Source organism: Achromobacter sp. ACRQX, assembly GCF_022346505.1.
GTDB classification, from domain to species: domain Bacteria; phylum Pseudomonadota; class Gammaproteobacteria; order Burkholderiales; family Burkholderiaceae_B; genus Achromobacter; species Achromobacter animicus.
This window is the reverse complement of sequence record NZ_JAKRML010000002.1, coordinates 338,996-362,572: the sequence shown is the minus strand read 5'-3', so window position 1 is coordinate 362,572 and position 23,577 is coordinate 338,996. Positions and strand designations below refer to the sequence as shown.

The 23,577-nt window shown below is 67.5% G+C and carries 20 protein-coding genes; 8 read left to right on the top strand and 12 right to left on the bottom strand.

All coding sequences use genetic code 11. From position 1 onward, the window contains the following. The first annotated feature begins 11 nt into the window (after positions 1-11). On the top strand, positions 12-482 hold the full coding sequence (locus tag MHZ91_RS03560; protein WP_175122860.1) for a DUF1854 domain-containing protein: 471 nt from the start codon (positions 12-14) through the stop codon (positions 480-482). A 27-nt stretch (positions 483-509) separates the two neighbouring features. Here the strand turns inward: MHZ91_RS03560 and MHZ91_RS03555 are convergent, their stop codons facing one another. After that, positions 510-1,643, bottom strand: a complete 1,134-nt coding sequence (locus MHZ91_RS03555) for a GNAT family N-acetyltransferase (RefSeq protein WP_239212482.1) — start codon at positions 1,641-1,643, stop codon at positions 510-512. Positions 1,644-1,739: 96 nt separating this feature from the next. Here MHZ91_RS03555 and MHZ91_RS03550 point away from each other — a divergent pair, with 96 nt between their 5' ends. From MHZ91_RS03550 to MHZ91_RS03530, 5 genes are all read left to right on the top strand, one after another. Next, entirely contained in the window at positions 1,740-2,564 is an 825-nt protein-coding gene (locus tag MHZ91_RS03550; RefSeq protein WP_239212481.1) for a ferritin-like domain-containing protein, read from the top strand. 15 nt (positions 2,565-2,579) lie between these two features. After that, positions 2,580-3,296, top strand: a complete 717-nt coding sequence (locus tag MHZ91_RS03545) for an MOSC domain-containing protein (protein WP_239212480.1) — start codon at positions 2,580-2,582, stop codon at positions 3,294-3,296. Further along, entirely contained in the window at positions 3,293-4,546 is a 1,254-nt protein-coding gene (locus tag MHZ91_RS03540) for a lytic murein transglycosylase (RefSeq protein WP_239212479.1), read from the top strand. Before MHZ91_RS03545 ends, MHZ91_RS03540 begins: the two co-directional genes overlap by 4 nt. Before the next feature lie 141 nt (positions 4,547-4,687). Next, positions 4,688-5,101: a YidB family protein gene (locus MHZ91_RS03535; protein ID WP_175122855.1), complete on the top strand. Its 414-nt coding sequence runs from the start codon at positions 4,688-4,690 to the stop codon at positions 5,099-5,101. Between the two features lie 3 nt (positions 5,102-5,104). Beyond that, complete coding sequence (locus MHZ91_RS03530) at positions 5,105-6,106, top strand: DUF4434 domain-containing protein (protein ID WP_370647778.1); 1,002 nt, start codon at positions 5,105-5,107, stop codon at positions 6,104-6,106. 64 nt (positions 6,107-6,170) lie between these two features. On the opposite strand, the gene MHZ91_RS03525 is transcribed toward MHZ91_RS03530, so the two are convergent. From MHZ91_RS03525 to wecB, 11 genes are all read right to left on the bottom strand, one after another. Beyond that, entirely contained in the window at positions 6,171-7,301 is a 1,131-nt protein-coding gene (locus tag MHZ91_RS03525) for an acyl-CoA dehydrogenase family protein (RefSeq protein WP_239212478.1), read from the bottom strand. A 10-nt stretch (positions 7,302-7,311) separates the two neighbouring features. Next, complete coding sequence (locus tag MHZ91_RS03520; protein ID WP_175122853.1) at positions 7,312-7,986, bottom strand: alginate O-acetyltransferase AlgF; 675 nt, start codon at positions 7,984-7,986, stop codon at positions 7,312-7,314. Then, entirely contained in the window at positions 7,983-9,476 is a 1,494-nt protein-coding gene (locus MHZ91_RS03515) for an AMP-binding protein (protein WP_239212477.1), read from the bottom strand. Before MHZ91_RS03515 ends, MHZ91_RS03520 begins: the two co-directional genes overlap by 4 nt. A gap of 25 nt (positions 9,477-9,501) precedes the next feature. After that, positions 9,502-9,741, bottom strand: a complete 240-nt coding sequence (locus MHZ91_RS03510) for an acyl carrier protein (protein ID WP_239212476.1) — start codon at positions 9,739-9,741, stop codon at positions 9,502-9,504. Positions 9,742-9,765: 24 nt separating this feature from the next. Next, positions 9,766-11,346, bottom strand: a complete 1,581-nt coding sequence (locus MHZ91_RS03505; protein ID WP_239212475.1) for an MBOAT family protein — start codon at positions 11,344-11,346, stop codon at positions 9,766-9,768. Positions 11,347-11,355: 9 nt separating this feature from the next. Further along, on the bottom strand, positions 11,356-12,411 hold the full coding sequence (locus tag MHZ91_RS03500) for a cell division protein FtsQ (protein WP_239212493.1): 1,056 nt from the start codon (positions 12,409-12,411) through the stop codon (positions 11,356-11,358). 88 nt (positions 12,412-12,499) lie between these two features. Further along, positions 12,500-13,516, bottom strand: coding sequence for a twin-arginine translocation pathway signal (locus tag MHZ91_RS03495; RefSeq protein ID WP_239212473.1), 1,017 nt, complete (start codon positions 13,514-13,516; stop codon positions 12,500-12,502). 34 nt (positions 13,517-13,550) lie between these two features. Next, positions 13,551-16,295, bottom strand: coding sequence for a hypothetical protein (locus MHZ91_RS03490; RefSeq protein WP_239212471.1), 2,745 nt, complete (start codon positions 16,293-16,295; stop codon positions 13,551-13,553). After that, a complete protein-coding gene (locus tag MHZ91_RS03485) occupies positions 16,292-17,986 on the bottom strand; it encodes a glycosyl transferase family protein (protein ID WP_175122847.1) in 1,695 nt (564 codons plus the stop codon). The genes MHZ91_RS03490 and MHZ91_RS03485 overlap by 4 nt, the downstream gene beginning before the upstream one ends. 12 nt (positions 17,987-17,998) lie before the next feature. Next, the gene (locus MHZ91_RS03480; RefSeq protein WP_239212469.1) at positions 17,999-20,212 is read right to left on the bottom strand and encodes a cellulose biosynthesis cyclic di-GMP-binding regulatory protein BcsB; all 2,214 of its coding nucleotides are present in this window, start codon (positions 20,210-20,212) and stop codon (positions 17,999-18,001) included. Between the two features lie 35 nt (positions 20,213-20,247). Continuing rightward, on the bottom strand, positions 20,248-21,405 hold the full coding sequence (gene wecB / locus MHZ91_RS03475) for a non-hydrolyzing UDP-N-acetylglucosamine 2-epimerase (RefSeq protein ID WP_239212460.1): 1,158 nt from the start codon (positions 21,403-21,405) through the stop codon (positions 20,248-20,250). Positions 21,406-21,752: 347 nt separating this feature from the next. On the opposite strand from wecB, the gene MHZ91_RS03470 reads away from it, so the two are divergent. Further along, positions 21,753-22,346 (top strand): sigma-70 family RNA polymerase sigma factor, encoded by a 594-nt coding sequence (locus tag MHZ91_RS03470; RefSeq protein ID WP_239212454.1) that lies wholly within the window; start codon positions 21,753-21,755, stop codon positions 22,344-22,346. A gap of 31 nt (positions 22,347-22,377) precedes the next feature. Next, the gene (locus MHZ91_RS03465; protein WP_239212453.1) at positions 22,378-23,388 is read left to right on the top strand and encodes a FecR domain-containing protein; all 1,011 of its coding nucleotides are present in this window, start codon (positions 22,378-22,380) and stop codon (positions 23,386-23,388) included. Positions 23,389-23,577 lie beyond the last annotated feature (189 nt).

Here is a 23,577-nt window from a genome sequence, read left to right as displayed (position 1 = left end):
GAACTCTCGCCATGACCTTGCCGTTCTTTCAATTGCGCCGCAACGCCTTCGGACGCCTGGAGTTCCAGTCCGCCGACGGCGAATCGCATGAAGGTGTCATCCCGGTGCGCGCCTTCCCGATCAGCGAGGCCGGACGCGGACTGTCGCTGGTGACCAGCGACGGGCACGAGCTGCTGTGGATCGAACATCTGTCCGACGTCCCCGCCGAGCCGCGTGCGCTGATCGAAGAAGAACTCGCCAGCCGCGAGTTCATGCCCGAAATCCGCAAGCTGTCCAGCGTGTCCACCTACGCCACGCCCAGCGTCTGGAAGGTGGATACCGACCGCGGTCCAACGTCGTTCACGCTACGCGGCGAAGAAGACATCCGCCGCCTGTCCGCCCAGACGCTGCTTATTGCCGACAACCACGGCATCTTCTATCTGGTGCGCGACATCCAGTCGCTGGATAAGCACAGCCGCAAGCTGCTGGACCGCTTTCTCTGACGGCAAGGCGATCGTACAACGCCGGTGTCAGACACCCCGCCCCTTGAACGGCGTGTGCGATTCCAGTTCCCCCAGATAATCCGTCACCGCGGCGGTTTCCTCATCCAGGAAATTCTGGATTGCCTCGGCGAACCCCGGATGCGCCACCCAGTGCGCTGACCACGTCGGCGTGGGCAGCAGGCCGCGCGCCATCTTGTGTTCGCCCTGCGCGCCGCCCTCGAAGCGCGCAATGCCATGCGCGATGCAATAGGCGATGGACTGCATGTAGCAGGTCTCGAAGTGCAGCCCCGGTACGTATTCCGTCGCGCCCCAATACCGGCCATATAACGCGTCGCCGCCCGCCAGGTTGAGCGCCGACGCGACCGGCACGCCGTCGCGTTCGGCCAGGATCAGCACGAAGGCATCGGGCTGGTCGCGGTATGCCTGTTCGAAGAACTCGCGGCTCAGATAGGGCGGGTTGCCGTGGTCGAAGTAAGTGCGGCAATAGCAGCCGTAGAAGAATTCCAGTTCCTCCGCGCCAATCTCGGCGCCGCGTAGCCAGCGGAAGGTGAGGCCCGCGGCGGCGACCTTCTTGCGGTCCTGGCGGATCTTCTTGCGCTTGTCATGGCTCATGGTGGCCAGGAATGCGTCGAAGTCGGCGTAGCCCGCGTTGGTCCAGTGGAACTGCACGCTCTCGCGGATCATGAAGCCCGCCTCGCGCAGCGCGCGCACGTCGGCGTCGGCCGGAAACAGCACGTGCAACGACGACACGTTGACCTCTTCGGCAAACGCCACCAGGCCGCGCACCAGCGTTGCGCGGTCTTCGTCGTTGGCGGCCAGCAGCCGCGGGCCGGTGACCGGCGTGAACGGAATGGCCGACAACAGCTTGGGGTAGTAGCGCATGCCGTGCCGCTGGAAGGCGTCGGCCCACGCGTAATCGAACACGTACTCGCCGCGCGAATGCGACTTCAGGTAGAGCGGCACCGCGCCTGCCAGCACGTCGTCGCGCCACAGCGCCATGAAATGCGGCGCCCAACCCGTCTGTCGCGACGCGCAGCCCGTGTCGTGCAGGGCAAGCAGAAAGGCGTGCCGAAGAAAGGGTTGGTCTCCGGCCAGCGCGTCCCATTGCCGGGCGTCGATGCGGGACAGATCTGTTTCCAAGGTAAGGCGCAGGGGATCCATCCGCGAATGATAAAGTCTTCGGCAGTGCATGGCGTGCAAGCCATGGCAACGACAGGGATTTGAGGCGTCCACGCGGCGCCCGGGAACGACGGCAATATGGACAGCAGCAAGACTGCCCCCGGCGGGCAGGATGACGATGCGCACGGCATGCGCGAGCAGGCGCTGGCGGCGCTTGCCGCCACGGCATGGCCCGACAAGCTGGCGCGCGTGCGCGCCATCGCCGACGACGCCCGGCTGGATTGCGAGCGCGTTCTTGCGCCCGTCGCGGGACTGCCCGGCCGCCCGGCAAGGCCCGAACTGGTCGCGCCGGGCGAGGTCAGACAGCGGTCCATGGCCACGCCGGAAGGCAGGGCAGCGCTCCTGCACGCGCTGGCCCACATCGAATTCAACGCCGTGAACCTTGCGCTGGACATCATGTGGCGGTTTGCAGGCATGCCCGAGGCGTTCTACCGCGACTGGCTGCGCGTGGCGCGCGAAGAAGCGCTGCATTTCGACCTGCTGCGTCAGCGCCTGGACACGTTGGGCTATGCCTACGGCGACTTCCCCGCGCACAACGGATTGTGGGATATGGCCGAGCGCACGCAGGACGACCTGCTGGCGCGCCTGGCCCTCGTGCCGCGCACGCTGGAAGCGCGCGGCCTGGATGCGTCGCCGATGATCCGCAACAAGCTGGCGGGCGCGGGCGACGCGCAAAGCGCCGCCATCGTCGACATCATCCTGCGCGACGAGATCGGCCACGTCGCCATCGGCAACTATTGGTACAAGCAGCAGTGCGCGCAGGCGGGCAAGGAGCCGGTGGCCTGCTATGCCGAACTGGCGGCGCGCTATCAGGCGCCGCGCCTGCGCGGCCCTTTCAACCTGGAGGCGCGGCGCGCCGCCGGATTCGACGACGACGAGCTTGCCGCGCTGCAGGCCGGCTGAAGGGACGACGGGAAAATGGACATCACAGTCGACGCGCTGCTGACGGGCGCCGTGCGGCCGCTGGGCGATTCGGGGCGCGACAGCGGCATCGACAAGCACCCGGTCGCCGAGCGGCGCTGGCTCGGTCTGGAAGGACTGGACGGCGACGCGCAGGCGGACCGGCGCTTTCACGGCGGGCCGGAGAAGGCGCTGCACCACTACGCGCGCGACCACTATCCCGCCTGGCTGCAGACGCTGGGCGAACGCGCGGTGCTGCGCGCGCCCGGCGCGTTCGGCGAAAACCTTTCCACCACCGGCCTGACCGAAAGCGACGTGTGCGTGGGCGACGTCTATCGCGCGGGCACCGCGTTGATCCAGGTATCGCAGGCGCGCCAGCCGTGCTGGAAGCTGGATCACCGGTTCCAGCACAAGGGCATGGCCGCGCAGGTGCAGGCCAGCGGCATGACGGGCTGGTATTACCGCGTGCTGCAAACCGGCTGGCTGGCGCCCGGCGACTCGCTGACGCTGCAAAAGCGGCTGCATCCGCAGTGGTCGCTGGCGCGGGTGCAGGACATCCTGAACCGCCGCGTGCTGGACCCGGACGTGCTGCACGCGCTGGCCGCGCTGCCCGAGCTGTCGCCGAACTGGCGCGCGCTCTTTGAAAAGCGCGCGCGCGCCGGCGAAGTCGAAGACTGGACGCGGCGCCTGCAAGGCGATGCCGCCATCGCACCTCCCAAGGAATCCCAAGCATGAAATCCCTGTTGCGCCGCTCGCGGTCAAACACTGCTGTAAATCGCTCGTTGACCGCCGCCGCGATCACGACCGCCGCGCTGATTGTGCCGGTGCCGCCGGCGCTGGCCGCCGGCGACTTTGCCGCCTGCCTGTCGCAGTTGCGCGCGCCCGCCTTGAAGGCCGGCGTGTCGGCGGCGACGTTCGATACGCACACAGCAAACCTCTCACCCGACATGGCGGTGATCGACCTGCTGGACGCGCAGCCGGAGTTCAAGACGCCCATCTGGGACTACATGGCGGGCCTGGTGGACGACGAGCGCGTGGCAGATGGAAAGGCCGGCATGGCGCGGTGGCAGGCGGAACTGGACCGGGCGTCGCAGCGTTATGGCGTGGACCCGGCCACGATTGCCGCGGTGTGGGGCGTGGAAAGCAACTTCGGCCGCACGCTGGGCGGACGGCCGCTGCTGACGTCCTTGTCGACGCTGTCGTGCTATGGCCGGCGCCAGGCGTATTTCCGGGGCGAATTCTTCTCCACCCTTAAGATCATCCAGGACGAACACATCGCACCAGAGCGCCTGGTTGGCTCGTGGGCCGGCGCGTTTGGCCAGACGCAGTTCATGCCGTCGACCTATCTGCGGCTGGCGGTGGACTTTGACGGCGATGGCAGGCGCGATCTGGTCGACAGCGTGCCGGACGCGCTGGCGTCCACGGCGAATTTCCTGAAGCGCGCGGGCTGGAACCCGGCGTTGGCGTGGGGCTACGAGGTCAGGTTGCCCGCGAAGCTGGACACGTCCGGCGCGGGCCGCAAGAACAAGCGGCCCATGTCGTCGTGGGTGAAACAGGGCGTGACGCGCGCCGATGGACAGGCGCTGCCAGGCGGCGATACGCCGGCCGGTCTGCTGCTGCCGGCGGGCCGCAACGGTCCGGCGTTTCTGGTGACGCGCAATTTCGATGCCCTGTATTCCTACAACGCCGCCGAAAGTTATGCGCTGGCCATTGCGCATCTGTCCGACCGCCTGCGCGGCGGGGGCCCGTTGACCCAGGCCTGGCCCACGGACGATCCCGGGCTGTCGCGCGCCGAAAGGCGCGAACTGCAGCGCCTGCTGATCGCGCGGGGCTATGAGCTGGGCGAGCCCGACGGCATGATCGGCGCTCGCACGCGCCAGGCCTTGCAGGCCGCCCAGCGCGAACTCGGCCTGCCGCCAGACGGACGCGCCGGCCAGAAGGCCCTTAAGGCGCTCAGGACGTCGACGGCCACGCCGAAGGGATGAACCGAAAGCCCTATCCAAAAGCATGAGCCGCCCGCGCGATTTACAACTTTTGCAAAGTCGTCGCGGGCGGCAACAGCATTGCCGCGCACCGCGCTTTTCATCGGCCTATACTGATTTCCCGACTTTTTCAGGAGCGCGGCAATGAGTCTATTGGACACTTTGGCCTCGATGGCCGGCGGTGGTCAGCAAGGCGGTTCGGCCTCGCTGCTGCCCGCGCTGATCGAGCAACTGAACAAATATCCGGGCGGTCTGACCGGTCTGATCGCCAGCTTTCAGAAGGGCGGGCTGGGCGAAGTGGTGGCGTCCTGGGTGGGCACGGGGCAGAATCTGCCCGTCAGCCCTGACCAGCTCGGTTCCGTGCTGGATCCCGGCGTCGTGAACGAACTGGCGGCCAAGACGGGGCAGGACACCACTTCCGTGCTGGATTCGCTGTCGGCCCTGCTGCCGCAACTGGTCGACAAGGCCACGCCGGAAGGCGCGGTGCAGCCCGGCCAGCCATTCAACCCTGCCGATCTGCTGGGCTCGCTGTCCGGCATGTTCGGCAACCGCGGATAAAGGCTGGGCAGTCCCCTGATACCCCCGCAGCTCAAATCCCCCCTGCGCCGGCGCCTCTTTCAGGCGCTGGCGTTAAGCGCCCTGGCGCCACTGGCGGCATGTTCGCCGCCGTTTTCCCTGAACGCCACCTTCCTGCAGCTCTGGCGCAGCCACGCGGACCTAACGCCCGAAGACTGGCGGCTGCGGCTGCGCAGCTTCCGGCGGCTGGGCTGCCGCGAGATATTCCTGCAATGGACCGGACTGGAAGGCGGGCGGCCGGACGACTGGATGGCCCCCGGGGCGCTTCTTGCGACCCTGTTCGACGAAGCCGCGCACCAGGGCATTGGCATCCACGTGGGCCTGCCGTACGACCAGCGCTGGTGGGACGTGCTGGCCCGCGCCGACACGCCCGCGCTGGCCGCCTTTCTGGACCAGACGCGCGAACGCGGCGCCGCGTACATGCGGGAGTCCGGCTGGAATCAGCGCCGCGCGTTCCGCGGATGGTATCTGCCGTACGAACTGGAACAGTACAACTGGGCGTCCGCCGAACGGCAGGCGCTGCTGGTGCCATGGCTGGACGCGTTGTCGCGCGCGGCGCAAGAGACCAGCAGCAGGGTGCCGTGCGTCTCGACGTATCACAGCCGCCTGCCGGGCGACGGGTCATTGGCGAAGTTGTGGAGCCATGTTCTGGACCACGTGGGCATACACCCCATGATCCAGGACGGCGTCGGCGTGGCCGGGTTGGAGAACCTGCGGGCGCTGGAACCGCTGCACGACATGCTGCTGGCGCGCCACGCGTCTTTCGACCTGATCCTGGAACTGTTCGAGGAACTGCCGTCGGGCGCCACCGATGGCTCGACCTTCAAGGCGCGGTCCGCCGATTTTGAGCGGGTGCGTGAGCAGTGGGAGGTGGCGCGCGGCTACGGCGCCAAGCGCATCGTGGCCTTTGCGCTGGACCCGTGGGTCATCGACGACACGCCGGAGGCGCGCGCGCTGATGCAGGCCTGGATGGACGCCCGGATCTGAAGGTTGCTTTGGCTGCGCGGCCCTGCCGTGCGCCTCTGGAATGCGCGGCGTCAGGCGCGCCGCGTCAGTTGAAGCTGCGGCCGATGATTTCCAGCATGACCTCGTTGGTGCCGCCGAAGATGCGCAATGCGCGCGCGTCGGCCCACGCGCGGCCGATGCCGTATTCCGCCATGTAGCCATAGCCGCCATAAAGCTGCAGCAGATCGTCCAGAATGCGGCCCTGCATCTCCGTCGCATTGAGCTTGGCGATGGCCGCCGTCGTTGCATCCAGCTCGCCTTCCATCATGCGCGCCAGGCAATCGTCCAGGAAGACGCGCAGCATGGTGCTCTGCGCGCGCGCATTCGCCAGCTTGAAGCGCGTGTTCTGATAGTCGATGACGCGGCGCCCGAACACCTTGCGATCGCGCGTGTACTGCGCCGCCTGCTCCAGCATGCCTTCCTGCGACGCCGCCGCGCGCAGCGCGATCGCCAGGCGTTCGCGCGCCAGCTCGCGCGTCATGATCTCGAACGCATTGTTCAGCGGACCCAGCAGGCAGTCGGCAGGCAGGCGCACGTCGTTGAAAAACAGTTCGCAAGTGTCCTGGCTGTGCTGGCCGATCTTGTGCAGGGGCGCGCCCTTTGTGTAACCCGGCAGGTTTTCCTCGACGCAGAACAGCGACAGCCCGCGCGCACCCAGATCGGGATCGGTGCTGGCCAGTACGATGGCCAGGCCCGCGTTCACGCCGTTGGTGATGAAGGTCTTCTGACCATTGAGCACGAAGTGTTCGCCATCGCGCCGCGCGCGTGTGCGCACGGCCTTCAGGTCACTGCCCGCGTCCGGCTCGGTCAGCGCGATGGCGCCGATGGTCTCGCCGCGCGCCATGGCGGGCAGCCAGCGCTGTTTCTGCGCGTCGGTGCCGACGTTCAGCAGATACGGCGCGACCATGTCGGAGTGGATCGAAAAGCCGATGCCCAGGTAATTGGCGCGGGCCAGCTCCTCGATCACCACGGCCGAATGCCCGAAGTCGCCGCCCGCGCCATACGGATCCGGCAGCGCGCAATTGAGCAGCCCCTCGTCGCCGGCCCGCCGCCACAGCGCGCGCGGGGTCACGCCGGCGTCTTCCCATTCGGCATAGCGGGGCGCGATCTCGCTCTCGATGAAGCGCTTGACTTGGTCGCGGAAGAGTTCGTGGTCGTCCTGGAAAACGCGGCGCATGATGGCCTCCCTATTTCTTGTACGCGTCCGTGCCGCTGGTCTGGCCACGCAGCACGGGGGCCTCGGGCGTCCCGGTCAGGAACAGGCTGTAGTGGTCGCCCGGCTGCAAGGCAGGCAGCGGCAGCGCCTGCGACGCGGCCGTGCCGCAGCCGGCGGCCAGCGTCGCGCTGACCGGATTGATCGCGCGCGCGGCGGACGCGCCGGGCTCGACGTCCTTGAACAGGACCGGGCCGGACGGACTGACGGACAACTGCCCGGCGGGGCAATCCGTCGCCAGGTTGTAGAAGCGCAGCTCGGCCTTCAGCGCGTCCTGCGCGCCGGCGTTGTCGTCGATGACGCTGAACGACAGCCTGCCGCCGTCACGCCGCGGCACCAGCGTGCTGAACGTATCGGGCGCCACCTGCAGCGTGCCGGCAAGCTTGCCGTCGATGCGCACGTCGAAGGGCTGATTGCCCTTCACGATGGCGTAGGTGGTTGCCTGCCGGTCCGGTCCGATCTCCTGGACCGGCCCTTGAGCGACCTGCGCCTGCAGCGGGTTCACGTGCGGATTGACCACCCGCACGAACGAGGAACCCGCTGGCGGGCGGGCGGCATACAGTTGCGCCAGCACGCCTTCGGCGGCGGCGCTGGCGGAGCAGGCCGCCAGCGTCAGGGCGAGGGCAAGACGAAAGGTTGTGCGAGTCATGTTTGCGGCTCCGGTTTCTTGCTGAGGCGCGTTTCAAGATACAGGCGTTCGAGCTGCTTGCGGTCCGCCTTGTCCGTGCTGGTGGTGGGAAAGTGCGGGCAGGCCACCAGTTCTGACGGAATCATGTACGGCGGCAAACGCCGGCCCAGCGTGACCTTCCAGTCTGTCAGATCAGCGGGCAGCGGCTGCAAGCCGACGGCAGGGGAGTGCGTACGCTGGCCGTTTGCGGCGGGTTCGACAAAGCCGATCAGCCTGACGATAGCGCCATCGGGCCGCCGCAGCGCCACCGTGGCGCCGGCACGCACGCCAGGCAGGGCGGCGATGGCCGCGTCGATCTCCGCCAGTTCGATGCGATACCCATGCAGCTTGATCTGATCGTCGATGCGGCCGCGGAAGGTGACGAGTCCCTGCGCGTCGATCTCGCCCAGGTCGCCGCTGCGATACCCGCGCTTGCCGTGGCGCGTGAACATGCGCGTGGCGTTCAGGTCGGGGCGGTTCAGGTAGCCGCGCATGACGTGGTCGCCCGCGATGCTGATCTCGCCGTTTTCGATGAAGACCTCGGCATAGGGCTTGGCGCGGCCAATGGGAAATGGATTGGGCGCCGCCGCGCGCAACGCCGGGTCGATCTCAACCCAGGTGGTCGAGCACGTCGCTTCGGTCGGGCCGTAGGAGTTGACAATGCGCACCTGCGGAAAGCGCTGCCACAGTTCCTCGGCCAGTGCGGGCGTCAGCGATTCGGCGCCGAATACGAAGACGCGCAGATCGGGCAGGTGGGCGTGGTTGAACTCGGGGTTGAACAATTGCTGCCGCACGAACGAGGGCGTGGAGGCCCAGACGCTGATGCGGCTGCCGGCCAGATACTGCACAAAGGCATCACGCTGCGCGATGGTCTCGCGCGGGCACAGCACGCAGGTGCCGCCCAGCGTCAGCGCGCCCACCCAGTTGAACAGCGAAAAGTCGAAGCTGAACAGCATCTGGTCCATGAAGACCGGCGCCGCGCCCAGCGCGAGGCAGTCGCGGATCCATCCGGCAAAGAGGCCGACGCTTTCGCGGCCGATCTGCACGCCTTTCGGATCGCCGGTGCTGCCCGACGTGAACATGATGTAGGCCAGACTTTTTTCTTCCAGCGGCACGGCCTCACCGCCCGTGGAAACGAATTGCGCGGCCTGCGCGTCGTAGCGCAGGTCCGCGCGCACCAGTTCGCCGATGCGTGCAATGCGCTCGGGCGGGTTGATGACATCCACCGGCACGAAGGGCACGCCCAGCCGCAGGCAGCCCAGTATCGCCACCAGAAACGCCGTCTCCTTGTGGCCGGAAACAACCAGCGGCGTATCGGATCGCGCGCCCGCGTCCCGCGCTTCCTGTACCCAGGCCTCGGTGGCGGCGCGCAGCGCGCGCCACGACGTGGCCTCGCGCGCGTCCACGACCGCGATCGCGTCGGCGTCAGTCTGCGTGTCCGCGAAATCGAATGTGGTGAAGTCGAAGCGCATGGTCCTGCCCTCCCGTGGCTGCGCGTCAGGCGCCGCGGCGTTCCGCGATGAATGCCGCCAGCGTGTGGACCGATTCCAGATGCACGTCGATTTCGGTGGGCGGGATCTTGCAGCCGAATTCGCGCTCGACCGCCAGCGCCACGTCGACAGCGGCCAGCGAGTCGACCAGCCCCGATTCGATCAGCAGCGTATCGGGATCCACCTGCGTGAGGATGACGTCTTCGACGAGTTGCGCCACTTTGGCTTCGATAGCGTTGATGTCCATGTCTTGCTCCGCGACCCCGTGGGATCAGAATTGGAAATAGAGAAACCGGGCTTCCTTGTGCAGGTTCACCAGGCAGAAAGCCAGCAGCACGAGCATGACCGCCAGCCACGCGACGTTGGGACGCCAGCGCATGAACGTCTGCGGGGCCTCGCTCGGCTTGAACAGGGCGGGCGACCAGCGGCCCAGGATCTGGTGCGAATTGGGCGCGAACCACGCGATGCCCAGCAGCACGACGGCATAGATGAGCTGCATGTGGTGGCCGGCGATGACGCGCCAGGCGTCGCCAAAGGCCAGACCGGCGACGTGCGCGGACATATCCAGCGGCTCGATGCCGCGCGCTCCCGTCATGCCCTGCACCAGCAGCATCGCGTCGCCCACGCCGTGGGCGCGGAAGAACGCCTGCGCCACCAGCACCGCGACAAACGTGATCAGCACGCACAGCGCGCGCGTGGCGGCATGCGTGTTGCGCGCGGCGGCGGGCTTGCGGCCCACGACGAAGATGCGCCAGGCATGGTTCACCGACAAATACATGGCGTGCAGCAGCCCGAACACCACGAACTGAAAGCCCGCGCCGTGCCACACGCCCGCCAGCGTCATCGTGAACAGCGTGGGCAGCGCAATGCTGCCGGCAAAGCCGCCCAGCGTCTTCAGCCCGGCCGAGCCCACCGGCAGGTTGCGGTTCGTGCGCCACTTGTTCACCGCCACCGCCACCGGGTAATACAGATATGCGGTGATGTAGCGCGTCAGCGTCATGTGCCAGCGCGCCCAGAATTCGATGATGTTGCCTGCCTTGTAGGGCGAGTTGAAATTCAGCGGGAAGCGGATGCCGAACATCTTCGCCAGGCCCAGCGCCATGTCCGAATAGCCCGAGAAATCAAAGTAAAGCTGGAGCGCATAGCAAAGGCTGGCGCCCCACGATCCAAAGAACTGCAGCTCGCCCGGCGCTGCGAACCCCGCGTCGGCGTACGGCGCGATGCCATCGGCCAGCAGCACCTTCTTGGCCAGGCCGATCACGAACAGGATAGCGCCCACCGACAGGTTCTCGGCCTTGAAGCGGTAATTCTCCGGCTGCGCGAACTGCGGCATCATTTCCTTGTGATGCAGGATCGGGCCGGCGATCAGGTGCGGAAAGAACGTCACGAACAGCACGTAGCTCAGCAGGCTGCGCTCTTTCACGACGCCCGCCTTGCAGTCCAGCAGATAACCGATCTGTGTGAACGTGAAGAACGAAATGCCCAGCGGCAGGATGATGTCGTCCACGGTTGCCGCCGTCATGCCCAAGTCATTCAGGAAGTTCAGCAGCGTCACGAAATACTTGTAGTGAAACAGCAGCGCCAGATCGGCGCCCACACCCAGTCCCACGATCAGGCCCTGCAGCCGGGGGCGTGCGGCGTTGTGCAGGATCAACTGGCTGACCAGGTAGTTGAAGGCGATGGAGCCGGCCAGCAGCACGACGAACTGCGGATTCCACCAGCCATAGAACACCAGCGAGGTCAGGCACAGCCACAGCGCCGCCAGCCGCACGTTCAGCGGTCCCAGCGCGTAGTACACCGCCAGCGTCACGGGCAGGAAGATGAACAGGAACAGGTAGGAGTTGAATAGCATCTTGGTTCGCTACGGGATGCGCGCCAGCAGGGCTTGTTCGTCCGCAGTCAGCGGCAGCGACAGGGCGTTTTCCGAGAACTCCCAGATCACGAGCTTCAGGCTGGCGGGCCATTGCGCGCGCTGTCCCAGCGCCATCGTCAGCGCGCCCGAGAACTGTCCGCCGTCCACGCTCATGTTCCAGACCTCTCGGCCCAGGCCCATGCCCAGGCGCTCCCCGAACTGGCTGCGGCGGCCGTTGGAGGTGCCCGCCAGCAGCACCTCTACCGGGGGCGGCTCGTCCAGGAGGCCGCCGCTGCGCACGGGTTCGATCTTCGCCTCCGACACCTGCTCCAGATCCGGCCGCCATCCGGCCGGCGCCTGCTCCAGGCCTGCCAGCACGATCAGGTCGCCCATGCGCGGCTGGGGCGCAGAGGCCGGTTCCGTCTTGAACGCCTGCGTCCCCTTGCCGTTCAAAAGCGGCAACGCCGCTTCGGCCACGCGCGCGGCTGCCGCCTGCGCACCTTGCGCATTCATGTGCACGTCCGTACGGAAAAAGCGGGGCGCGGGGGCCGCCATCAGCGCGTCGCGCAGGTCGACGAAGGGCACGCCGTCCGCGCGCAGCGCCGCCTGCCAGGTGTCCAGCGTCTGGCGCATCGGTTGCGACACGGGCAGGCCGCAAAGCTGGGCGGACTCGATGCGCGATTTGTCCGGCACCGCGACCACCAGCACCTGCACCTGCTTGGCGCGCAGTTCGCGCACCCAATGCCGCATCAGGCGCAGGCGTTCGTCGAAGACGTGCACGCCGGGCGGCGGCCGCAATCCGTCGCGGTAGAACAGCCAGCCAGGGCAGCCCATCGCGACCTGCTCGCCCAGGTCGCCGAACAATCGATAGCGCAGCGCGGCATTCCAGGTGTCGACGTCGGCCTGGCGCGGCAACGCCAGCGCCTGGTTCAGCGCGGCGCCCGCCGAGCCATCCAGCCACGCTGACGGCGACATCGCGACGGCGCCGACGCGCGCCTGCACCAACCGCCACCCACCCCAGCCCAGGCCGACGGCCAGCAGCACGGCGACCACCCAGGCGGTCAGCCGATGGTTGGCGTCCGGGCGGCCGGCGCCGGGACTTCCGGTGACCCGGCCTCCGGCGGCGTGCGACTTGTCCGGCGTACTCACGTGCCTACTTCCCGATAGCCGCTTTCATGCGCGAACGCCAGGTGTCGGCGCTCATGATGGACGCGTTGTCCCACAGGCCGCGGGCCTCCGGTCCCTGCGCGTAGGTGGGTTCGAACATCTGCCAGACCAGCACCTGCGGCTTGTTCTGCTTGAAGGCGGGCGATTCCAGATACTCCAGCAGCATCACCCAGTGACCCACGTTGCCGGGTTTCCAGTTGACGGAAACCGGACGGTCCAGCGCGTTGGACAGCTTCTGCGGAAACCCGAAGTAGGGCTGCACCATGCTGTGGCCGGTGACGTGCACGGGCGCCGGCGTGTCGTCCACGAGGCTCTGGCTGTCGGATTGGCGCCGCACCGTGAAGGTCTCGCGGCCCGCCTGCTTGCGCTGGTCCGGCGTGAGGAAAAGCTCGGCCAGGTCGCCATAGCGGCGCTCGTTGACCACGCTGCCCAGTGCCATGCCGGTGCCGGGCTTGCCGGCCAGCGTCTTTACGTCCTGCTTGATGCGCTGCGCCAGCGCATCGGCGGTGGCGTCTGCGGCGGCCTGCGTCCAGTGCTGGTCGGTGCGATAGAAGACCTCCTGGCCGCTGCTCTTGACCCGCTGCAGCACGGCCTCGTCGTCGATGGTCGCGACGCCGGCCTGCTTTAGCTTGTCCTGGATGGTCTGATAACGCTTCTTAACGTCGGCGCTGAGCGCTTTGCCGTCCGGCAGCTTGTCCTGATAGAAAAGCGTCTTGTCGGGCAGCACCAGCACCTCAAGCTGGATGCCCTTGGCCGCCAGCGCGTCACGCGTTTCGCGCACCAACTGCGTGGATGCGTCGATGCCGCGCATATCCACCTGCGTCAGGCTGCCCCAGCCAGGAAAGAGCCAGTTGTCCTTGCCCTGAATCACGATGGACGAGGCCTGTTGCGCCTGCGCCGCGGTGGCGCACGCCGCCATCAGGGCGGCCGATGCCAGCGCGCGGGCCAGCGGGCCGGAAATGCCCGGCGGGGTGCGTTTCGGAAGACGGGTTGCGGTGTGCATGGGTGAACTCCTTGTATTGCGGATCGGCGTGCCGTCAGTACGACAGGGTCAGGTTGATGAACAGGCCCTTGGCCCGATCGGCCTGCCCGCCGCCGATATTGAAGCGGTATTGCGTCGTCAGATCCAGGTAGGACATGGGTGCGGTGTAGTGGCCTTCGCGGAACCAGTAGCGCAGGTTGAAGCCGGGGCCGGCGCCCATGGACCACGAGGTGGTGTCGCCCAGCAGCCGGTAGGAATCCGAACCATCGATGTCAAAGCCGGTGACACGGTTCTTGTTCCACAGCCAGTCCGCGCCGATGACCGCATAGGGAAAGAACACTAGCCGTTCGCTGATGGCGTCCACGCGATAGCTGCGGCCCACGCGTAGTTCGCCGGCGCCGAACGCCTGGTCGCGCTTCAGCCGGCCCGACGACTTCTCGCCGTCGACGCCCGTCGCGTTGTCGCGCAGCCAGAACTTGGCCGGCATGTCCTGCCAGGAATAGCCGGCCTGCACATAGCCTTCCATCGTGAACCAGTCGGGGCGGTCGATGCGCAGCGTCGTGCCTTCGTACAGGCCGTAGGTCACATACGCGAGCCAGCCGCCGCTGCCGGCGTCCGTCTGGTAATGCGCGGTCTGGTTGTCGCGGTTCAGGGCGCAGCGCAGGGCCGCCGGGTCCGGACTGAACGTGCCCCGGCGCGTGGCGCTGCCCAGATTGAACTGGCGTTCCAGCCCGAACGTCACGCCCACTTCGGTGGACGGCGTGAAGCGCATGCCCAGCGAGCCGATCGTGGTGGGGATGCCGGATATGCCCTGGTTGGTGGCGCTGTCGATGTCGACGGTTCCGCCGCACGGGTCGGACACCGTCTGGCTCGCGGTCCGGCCGCCCTTGTCGTACAGCGTGTTCGACAGGCGTCCGTACAGTTCAAAGGTCCGCGTCGAGGAATTCAGGAAGTCCGACGGCCGCCAGAAGATCTCGGCGGTGCTGAACACGGCGTCGCCTGGCACGGTGATGGCCGCGCCGCCCAATCCCGAGGATGCAGGCCGTGCCCCGCGGTAGCCCGCGGAAAAGTACCCGCCCCATTCGCGCGACAGCCCGCCGACGGCGTTGCGCGTGTCAAAGCGCTGCTGCGGCGTGAGCTCGAGTTTGCCGGCGTCGTTCTCGTCGATCGCCTCCTTCAGGCGATCCACCGCGCCGCGCTTGTCCCCGACGCCGGCCAGCGCATAGCCTTCATCCAGGATCACGGTCGGCGGCGCCTTGCCGGTGGCGCGCGCCGCCTGGAAGTCCTGCAGCGCCAGCTTGGGCTGACGCATGCGCTGGTGCAGGTAGCCGCGCTGCATCAGCAGCGTGGGGTCGTCGGGCTGCGCGGCCAGCGCGGCGCTCATGCGCGTGTTGGCCTCGGCCAGTTGCGCGGCGTTCCCGGCCGCCAGCGTGGTGGTCAGCAGGCGCTGGTACTCCTTATTGGCGGGATCCTGCTCGGCCGCCTTGCGCGCCTGGCTGATGGCTTCCTGGTAATCCTCGCGCGCGTAGGCGGCATAGGCCAGCGAGGCTGGGCCGCCGCTGCCTGCGGCATCCGACGGCAGCAGTTCGCACGAGGTGCCGTAGGGCGTGTCGCGGCAGTCCTGCACCGGCGCGGGATAGTTCGCCAGCGTCAGCGTGGCGGGGATGGCCGGGCGCGCGCCCGCGCGCTTGATGCGCTGCGCGGCCGCCTCATCCTTGCCGCCCAGCGGTTCGACCAGCGCCAGCGCGCGCGCGTTTTCGCCCGCGGCCAGGGCGGCGTCGGCCGCGATCAGGCGCACGTTGCGGCGCTGTTCGTCGTCCAGCCAGTCCTGCTTGAGCGCTGCATCGAAATCCGCGTCCGCCTCCTGCGTCATGCCTTGACGCTGGCGCAGGTAGCCGCGCATCAGTAGCGCAACGGTGTTCTCATCGTCCTGCCGCATGGCGTCCGAGGCCGCTTCCTCGGCGGCGGCAAGCTGGTTGTCCAGCATGAGGGCCGTGATGAGGAGCAGGCGATGGCTGGGACTTTCGGGCGCCAGCGCGACGGCCTGCCGCGCCAGAGGCACGGCGTCGCCGGGGCGGTTGGCGATCAGCGCCTGATAGCCTTCCTCGGCCGGCTTGACTGCCATCCGGCGCTTGAGCGTCTGCTGCCGCGCGGCCAGGTCGTTGCCGTTTGGCGCGCCCAGCGACACGGCCTTGGCCGCGGCCGCTTCGGCCTCGGCGTACTTGCCCTGCGCTTCCAGCGCATCGAGCCACAGCATGGCCCATGCGCCCTGTTTGGGATCGATCCGGAACGCGCGTTCGGCGCCGCGCTCGGCTGCGGGATAGTCCGCGCGGTTGTAATCGGCATAGGCGCGGGTGGCGATGGGAAAGCCGCGCTGGTAGGCACTGCTGGTCCGGGGCGCGGCCGGCGAGGCGGCGGGCTGGGTGCCAGGCCGGGTGGCGGCGGCAGGGCGCAGGTTGGCGCGCGCCTGGCGCAGGGCCGGCGTGTCCAGCCCGCTGGCGATGGCGTCGGCTGCGGCCTTGTCGGCTTCGGCAAGCTTGCCCTGCCTTTGCAGCGCGTAGATCAGCAAGAGGCGCAGGCGCTCCACGTCCGGGCGCAGCACGATGGCCGATTCCGCCTGCTGCTGCGCCAGCGCGTAGTTGCCGGCGTCGTAGTTCTTGTAGCCCTCGTCGGCAAACTGCCAGGCCGCGCCTTCCAGCGGCGCTTCGGCCCCAGGCTGCGGTTGCGCCCCAACAGGCGCTGCGGCCCAGGCGCAGGCGAGGGCCGCGGACAGAACGAGCGAGCGAGGGAAGGACATCATGGGGGTGAAGGTTTGGTGGCGGGCGCGGCCGGGGGCTCGCCTTGTCCGGCCTGTTGGAATTGGATGGCTTCGGTCAGCGTGCCTTCGTCCAGCCAGCCCTGTTCCGTCAGGATCTGGCCCAGCGGCTTTTTCTCGCGCGCCTGGATTTCCAGGGCCTGCTCCAGCGTGGTCTGGTCGATGGCCTGCCACGACAGCAGCAGCTCGCCCAGGCGCTGGCGCTGCTGCGCCAACTGATCCGTGGACGGGAAGTCGTGCATGGTCTTGTCCCACGCCAGCCGCTTGCCCGTGATCAGATGGCCGATGAACAGACGCCACGCCCGGGCCGCCGCCATGGCGTTGATGAAATTGCCGACGATCATGCGCGGAATCGACAGCAGCGCGTGCTCCCAGCCGTACATGCGGCCGACGAAGTACGCGCGCTGCACCACGCGCAGCAGCAGGGCGACGGCGTTGGCCCACATCAGCGTCACCAGCCAGCCGCCGGGCCGGAAGTACGACGGGTAGTACACCGTCCACCAGCCAAACAGGTCGGCCAGATAGAAGACGAAGAAATTGGCCAGCAGCACATAGGCCAGGATGGCGATGAAGGACGTCACCAGTCCCTTGCGATCGCGAAAGAGCAGGTACTTGGTCGCGAGTGACCCCGTCCAACCCACCTGCTGCCAGCCCTGCAATCCGATGCCCAGCGTCCAGCGCGCCTTTTGCCGGTACGCGGTGCGGAAGGTGTTGGGAAAGTACTCTCGCACGCCCAGCGGCATGCGCAGATGTGCGACCTGTTCCTTGCCCAGGCCGAACCACGATTGGCGCCGCGTCACGTACTCGACCGGGAACTTGCCGAAGATCTGGCGCATGCCGCGCTGGGCCAGACGCGCGCCGATGTCGTAGTCCTCGGTCAGCGTGTCGGTGTTGAACGGCTGATTGTTCGTCTCGGCCGCCAGCTCCACCAAGGCGCGGCGCGAAAAGCACGTGCCCACGCCCGCCGACGGCACCATCTTCGACAGGCTCTCGCGCACCACCAGGTCCTTGGTGTGCCATTCGGCAAACTCGTCCATGTAGGTGCCGGCCACCAGCTCGTACCAATGGCGCTCCAACGAGGTCACCGGCAGCTGGATGAAGTCGATGCGCGGCAGCAGATAGTTGTAGTACTTCAGCTCCAGCGGATGCAGCACGTCTTCGCTGTCATGCAGGATCACGCCGGCAAAGGGCACGGGCTGCTTGGCGTCCTGCGCGAAGATCGCCTGCACGATCCAGTTCAGGCAATCGGCCTTGCAGGTCGGACCATCATGCGGCACCTCCACACGGACCAGCTGCCGGTAGCGCCGCCGCATCCGTTCGACTTCGTTGATCGTGCGCTCGTCGTTCTGGTAGGTGCCGGCAAAGATCATGTAGTTCTTGTATTCCAGCGTCGACACCATCGTCTCGAGCATGGACGCGATCACGTCGTACTCCAGCCAGGCCGGCACCATGATCGCAAGCGGCTGCTCTTCCTTGGCGCGAAGCTGCGCGGCGGTCAGCGGCGTGTAGCGGCGCTTGATGGTCAGCGACCGCCACAGCTCGCGCACCCAATACCAGCCGTCGATGAACAGGTCATCCAGGCTGGACAGGAGGATGATCACGCCGACGACGGCGGTCACAACCTCCAGTCCGCGGTAGTAATCCGCGATCAGGTAGGGCCAGTAGAGCGAGGACATGACGCCGTGGCCTTAATGGGGATCCTTGCGCTTCCTGCGGGCGACGCGCATGGCGAAGATCAGGAACAGAAGCAGCACCAGCAGGCTGATGCTGATGGCCGGCACGCTCCACGAGATGTAGCGCCGCCATTCGAAGAAGGCGCTTTCCCCCGCGCCCGGCGGGTGGCTCGCGTCGGGGTTGGCGCTGTCGATCCACGCCACAGGCCCCGCCGCGCCGATGATCGCGATGTTGCCGCGATTCAGCACAAACGGCGCATCGGTCATGCCGGGCTGCTCGCCCAGCGTGTGCCACAGCACGCCCTCCTGGCCGCCCGCGCTGACGACTTCCGCGGTGCTCAATTGCGTCAGCCCCGAGATGTCCAGCAACGTCGTGTCCTTGCCGGCCACCTTGAGCTGCTTGCGTTCATTGACCTGAACGGCGGGCTTGGCGCCGTCGACCGGCAACTCCATCGCCAGGAACGCGCGGGCCGGCTTGACGGCCTGGCCGGCGGGCGACACCGACAGCTCCGCACGCGTGGCCGACACGCCGCTGGCCGCGGCGATGCCGATGACGCGCTTGATGTTGTCGGGCGCGTCGGCCAGATAGCTGTCCGGAATCAGCACCTGCGGCGACCCCGCCATCAGCGGCAAGAGTCCCACGAACGTGCCGTCGGGCTGCGCCTTGCCGGGCTTCACGTAGCTGGTCGGCAGCACGTTCACGGGATAGCCCTGCGGAATCTCGTTGCAGTCCACCGACACGGGCTGGCGCTGGAAGGTCACGCGCACCGCGTTCGTCACGCCCAGTGCATAGCCGGGCACCCGCGCCGTCAGCCGTTCGGGCCGGCCGTCGGCTTCCAACTGCTTGGCGCCCAACAGGATGCCGTTCCAGAAGACGGATGCCACCGGGCGCGTGGATGAGGCCCCGGGCGCGGCCGCCACGTCCATGATCAGTTCATCCGGCACGCGGCCGTCGGTAGTCACGGCGGCCAGCGGAAACGACGCGTTCCAGTCCCCGCGCGCCACCACGTCAAAGCTCGCCGACGAGCCGCCCAGCGTCGACAGGCGCACGCCGCCATCCTGCATGGACTGCGGGGGGAGGGCGGTCTGCACCTGCACCTGGCGGCTTGCCAGGATGCGGCGCCAGGCCGTGTCGAAAACGCCGGCGCCTTGCGCGCCCGCGTCGGCCGCGACGGCGATCACCGCCTGGCGGCCCAGCGACACCAGGCGGATCTCCTTGGACGCCAGGCCGGCGCCCGCCAGCGGCATGCGCTGCTGGCGCCACGCCTTGAAGGCGTCCGCTGCATCGGGATCGGACGCAAGCTGCGCCTGCAGCGCGTCCAGCGCTTCGTTGTATTTAGTGCTGAGCGCGGCATCGGCAATCACCACGTCTCCGGCGACGGCCGGCGCGCCCATCACCAGCAGGGCGCCGATCTCGGCGGGGTTGGCGAGCTTGTGCGTTTCCTTGCCGGTCAGCGCGGCAAACGCCGGCACCTGTCCCAGTCCGGCCGGGGCCTGCAGACCGCGCGTGTCGACCGCTTCGCCCACCGCCGGGAAGGCCCGGACCGCCACGCGCTTGCCGCTGCGCTCCATTGCCACGCCCAGGCGCCAGGCGCTGTCGAAGGCCTGCTGGTCCAGCTTGCGGCTGGCGACCATCAACACGGGCTTGCCCGGCAGCGAGCCCCAGGCGTCGTCCAGGCTGTTGATTGCCGACGCGTCATAGCGGTAGCTCAGCCGCGTCTGCGGCGAGATCGTCAGGGCATTGCCCGTGGCGCGGTTGCTTTCGCAGTGGCGCAGCGCGATGTCGGACTGCCAGTCCACGCCCAAGCGCAAGAAACCCGACTCTCGCGTGCGGCGTTCGACGGCGAGCGTCCGGCTGGCCGAGCCTTCGCCATCGGCGACGCGCTGCGCCGTTTGCGGCACGCCGTCCAGCCACAGCACCATGCTGGTCCGGCCCGGCTCGCCCTTGGTGTAGCGCGCGTCGAAATCCAGCCGCGCGTCCGTGACCGGCACACCACGCGGCACCGGCAGATAGAACTCCTGCCGCGCATCGCTGTTGGACAGGACGACGGGCTCGTTGATGCCCAGGTCTTCCAGCGTGGTGCTGCGCGTCACCATGTCGTCGCTCTGCAGCCGGCGCAGCGCGTCGCCGGCCGGACTGGCCAGCGCGGCCAGCGGCGCCAGCAGCCCCGCCGCGAGCAGGGCGCGGCACAACGTACGGACATCGGTGGCTTGTAAGGAGGAGGGCATGAAAGCTCCAGGCAAGATAGGCATCGCGGCAGAAGTCAGAGGGAGGAGTGGGCGGCAGCGTGGGGAGCGAATTCCGAAACGGCGCGGCCGCAGAGCGCATCGACAATGCGCTGGCTGGCCTTGCCGTCGCCGTACGGATTGATTCGCCGCGAGAAGGCGCTGTGCAGCGCGGGGTCATCAAGCAGGCGGTGCACTTCGGTGACGATGCGGCGCGTATCGGTGCCCACCAGCGCCACCGTGCCAGCCCGCACCGCTTCGGGCCGCTCGGTGACGTCGCGCATCACCAGCACCGGCTTGCCCAGATAGGGCGCCTCTTCCTGGACCCCGCCCGAGTCAGTCAGGATCAGGTGCGCGCGCTGCATGAACCACACGAAATCCAGGTAATCCAGCGGGTCGATCAAATGCACGTTGGCCAGCCCGGACAGCTCTGCCATCACCACGCCACGCACCTGGGGGTTCAGGTGGACGGGGTACACGATCTGCAGGTCGGCGCGCCGCGCCAGATCCGCCAGCGCCGCGCAAATGTTGCGAAAGCCCTCGCCAAAGCTCTCACGCCGGTGACCCGTCACCAGCAGCAGCCGGCGGTTCGGGTCCAGCCATGCGTAGCGGGTCTGCAGCATGCGGCTCAGCGCGCTGCCGGCGGTCAGCTTGGCGCAGGTCATCGCCAGGGCGTCGATCACCGTGTTGCCGGTCACCGTGATGCGGCCCGCCAGGTTTTCGCGCAACAGATTGCCGCGCGACTCCGCGGTGGGAGCGAACAGCAGGTCGCCAATTGCGTCGACGACGCGGCGGTTCATTTCCTCGGGAAACGGCATTGCGAGGTTGCCGGTGCGCAGCCCGGCCTCGACGTGCCCGATGCGCACGCGGCGATGGAACGAGGCCAGCGCACACGCCGACGCGGTACTCGTGTCGCCATGCACCAGCACGCAGTCCGGCTTCTCCGCTTCCAGCACGCCATCCACGCGGCTGATCAACCGGGCGTACAGACCATTCAACGTCTGGTTGGGCACCATGATGTCCAGGTCGTGCTGCGCCTTCAAATCGAAGAGCGCCAGCACTTGATCCAGCATTTCCCGATGCTGCCCGGTTACGCAGACCACGCTCTGGATCTGCGGCTCGTTTTGCAACGCGGTAACCAGCGGAGCCATCTTGATGGCTTCGGGACGCGTGCCGAAAATCGACAGGACTTTCATGGCGGTGTGGCCCCCAGCGCCAGTGGCATTTTCGTGCGGCTATTTTGTCTTGAAAGCATTCGTAATATGTGTCGAAATATGTCGAGCTTTCCTGGCATCCGGTGCGTCGTAAAGCCTCGCTTCGCGCGATCGCATCACAGGGAAATGCAGGTTTCATCCGGAATTTGGGGTCAATTCACCTGTGGCCGTTACAACTGCCAAGATAAAGCACGAAACAATAAATTTCCGTTATGAACGCCGGGCTTTAAACGCGCCGATTCGCGCCAACGGAAATGCCGCGTTGCAAAACGGGGCCGTTGTGCGGATAATCACGAGTAATTCTTATTTAGATTTCCGGGCGTCCCAGGATGGCCCGAGGTCCTTCTACCGCCGTGGCCAGCGACGCGCCGTCCTCACAAATCGAATCCCTGTACACCCACCATCACGGATGGCTTCATGGGTGGTTGCGCCGACGCCTGGGCAATTCGTGTGACGCGGCCGACCTGGCGCACGACGCTTTCGTGCGCCTTATCCAGAAGCCGCGCCGCTTCGACAGCGCTCCCGAGGCTCGGGCGTATTTGCGCGCCATGGCCAACGGCATGTGCGTGGACCTGTGGCGGCGCCGCCAGATCGAGCAGATGTGGCTGGAAGAGCTGGCCGCGCGGCCCGAGGCCGTGGCCCCGTCGGCTGAACATCAGGTCATCGTCATCCAGGCGCTGCTGGAAATCGACGGCATGCTGCGCAGCATGCCGGTCAAAGCCGCCAATGCTTTCGTCATGGCGGTCGCGTGCGAGATGTCCGACAAGGAAGTGGCGCAGGAGCTGGGTGTGTCCACCCGAATGGTTCGCAAGTACGTCGCCCAGGCCATGCTGCACTGCCTGATGCTGGAGGCGCGGTCGGTGGCCATCGAACCGCCGATCCATGTGAATTCGGCCGCGCCCGTGGGGACCGGTTCGGCATGACAGGCTGGGATTTCCGTGTTCGAGGCGCAACATGACCTCGGTGCAATCCGCCGTCGAGCCCACGCACCAGGCGCTTGAGCAGGCTGCCGAATGGTTTGCGCTGCTGCGCTCCGGCGAGGCCACGCCCGACGAGCGCCGGCGCTGGCAGTCCTGGCTTGAACGCGCGCAGGAAAACCGGACCGCCTGGGGCTACGTCGAGCGCATCAGCAGCCAGTTCCAACCCGTCCAGTCCAGCCCCGGCCGCGACGCCGCCGCCAAGGGCTATTGCATGGCCAATAGCCGCATGGCGCGGCGGCGTCAGATGTTGTTCGGCCTGGCGGCGCTGGCCGGCACGGGCCTGTCCGGACTGGCGGCGTGGCGCCTCACGCCGCTGCCCGGCGTGGTGCTGGCCTGGGCGGCCGATCACCGCAGCGCCACCGGCGAGGTCCGGCAGAACGAACTGGCTGACGGTTCCGTCGTCTGGCTCGGCACCGGCAGCGCCTTCGACGAGGATTACAGCGGCGGCCTGCGCCGGCTTCGCCTCTTAGCAGGCGAAATACTGATACAGACCGCGGCCGATCCCGCTCGCCCGTTTGTCGTCGATACCCCGCAGGGCAGGGTGCGCGCCCTCGGCACGCGATTCACTGTGCGGCTCGACGGCGACGAGACGCTGGTGGCGGTCTACAAGGGCGCCGTCGAAGCGCGCACCGCCGTCACGGGCAGCACGCGCGTTATCCAGACGGGCGAGCAGACGCGCTTCACGGATGCAGCGCTGGCCGCCACGCAATCTGCCGACCCCGCGCGCGAGGCCTGGTCGCGCGGCATCCTGGTCACCAACAACACGCCGCTGGCGGATGTCGCCAGCGAGCTGCAGCGCTATCGCGGCGGCGTGCTGCGCGTGGCGCCCGAGATCGCCAACCTGCCGGTCATCGGCAGCTATCCGGCCACCGACCCCGATCGGGCGCTGGCCATGCTGGAAGGCGTTCTGCCCATCCGCATCCAGCGGACCTTGCCGTGGTGGGTCAGCATCCAGCCGCGAGGCGGTCCGGTCGGCAGCCGCTGACGCGATCCTCACCCTTTCCCGCCGCCCGCCCGTCCGCGATTCATCGCGATTCGCACGGCATCGCAACAATTTTTCTCCCGCCCGGTTCCGCTTTTGAGGTTCTCGTTCGATCCCCCTAATGAGAGCGAATTCAATCGCACGGCTCGTCGATAAACCTCATCGGAACCCAGTTCGTCATGCCCCGTCATT

What these genes read in the sequence shown, in the direction of transcription:
- MHZ91_RS03545 (WP_239212480.1), top strand. Translation starts at nt 2,580, where the DNA reads ATGGACATCACAGTCGACGCGCTGCTGACGGGCGCCGTGCGGCCGCTG.
- MHZ91_RS03470 (WP_239212454.1), top strand. Translation starts at nt 21,753, where the DNA reads ATGGCCCGAGGTCCTTCTACCGCCGTGGCCAGCGACGCGCCGTCCTCA.
- MHZ91_RS03555 (WP_239212482.1), bottom strand. Translation starts at nt 1,643, where the DNA reads ATGGATCCCCTGCGCCTTACCTTGGAAACAGATCTGTCCCGCATCGAC.
- MHZ91_RS03490 (WP_239212471.1), bottom strand. Translation starts at nt 16,295, where the DNA reads ATGATGTCCTTCCCTCGCTCGCTCGTTCTGTCCGCGGCCCTCGCCTGC.
- MHZ91_RS03480 (WP_239212469.1), bottom strand. Translation starts at nt 20,212, where the DNA reads ATGCCCTCCTCCTTACAAGCCACCGATGTCCGTACGTTGTGCCGCGCC.
- MHZ91_RS03535 (WP_175122855.1), top strand. Translation starts at nt 4,688, where the DNA reads ATGAGTCTATTGGACACTTTGGCCTCGATGGCCGGCGGTGGTCAGCAA.
- MHZ91_RS03525 (WP_239212478.1), bottom strand. Translation starts at nt 7,301, where the DNA reads ATGCGCCGCGTTTTCCAGGACGACCACGAACTCTTCCGCGACCAAGTC.
- MHZ91_RS03520 (WP_175122853.1), bottom strand. Translation starts at nt 7,986, where the DNA reads ATGACTCGCACAACCTTTCGTCTTGCCCTCGCCCTGACGCTGGCGGCC.
- MHZ91_RS03465 (WP_239212453.1), top strand. Translation starts at nt 22,378, where the DNA reads ATGACCTCGGTGCAATCCGCCGTCGAGCCCACGCACCAGGCGCTTGAG.
- MHZ91_RS03505 (WP_239212475.1), bottom strand. Translation starts at nt 11,346, where the DNA reads ATGCTATTCAACTCCTACCTGTTCCTGTTCATCTTCCTGCCCGTGACG.
- MHZ91_RS03540 (WP_239212479.1), top strand. Translation starts at nt 3,293, where the DNA reads ATGAAATCCCTGTTGCGCCGCTCGCGGTCAAACACTGCTGTAAATCGC.
- MHZ91_RS03560 (WP_175122860.1), top strand. Translation starts at nt 12, where the DNA reads ATGACCTTGCCGTTCTTTCAATTGCGCCGCAACGCCTTCGGACGCCTG.
- MHZ91_RS03515 (WP_239212477.1), bottom strand. Translation starts at nt 9,476, where the DNA reads ATGCGCTTCGACTTCACCACATTCGATTTCGCGGACACGCAGACTGAC.
- MHZ91_RS03485 (WP_175122847.1), bottom strand. Translation starts at nt 17,986, where the DNA reads ATGTCCTCGCTCTACTGGCCCTACCTGATCGCGGATTACTACCGCGGA.
- MHZ91_RS03550 (WP_239212481.1), top strand. Translation starts at nt 1,740, where the DNA reads ATGGACAGCAGCAAGACTGCCCCCGGCGGGCAGGATGACGATGCGCAC.
- wecB (WP_239212460.1), bottom strand. Translation starts at nt 21,405, where the DNA reads ATGAAAGTCCTGTCGATTTTCGGCACGCGTCCCGAAGCCATCAAGATG.
- MHZ91_RS03495 (WP_239212473.1), bottom strand. Translation starts at nt 13,516, where the DNA reads ATGCACACCGCAACCCGTCTTCCGAAACGCACCCCGCCGGGCATTTCC.
- MHZ91_RS03510 (WP_239212476.1), bottom strand. Translation starts at nt 9,741, where the DNA reads ATGGACATCAACGCTATCGAAGCCAAAGTGGCGCAACTCGTCGAAGAC.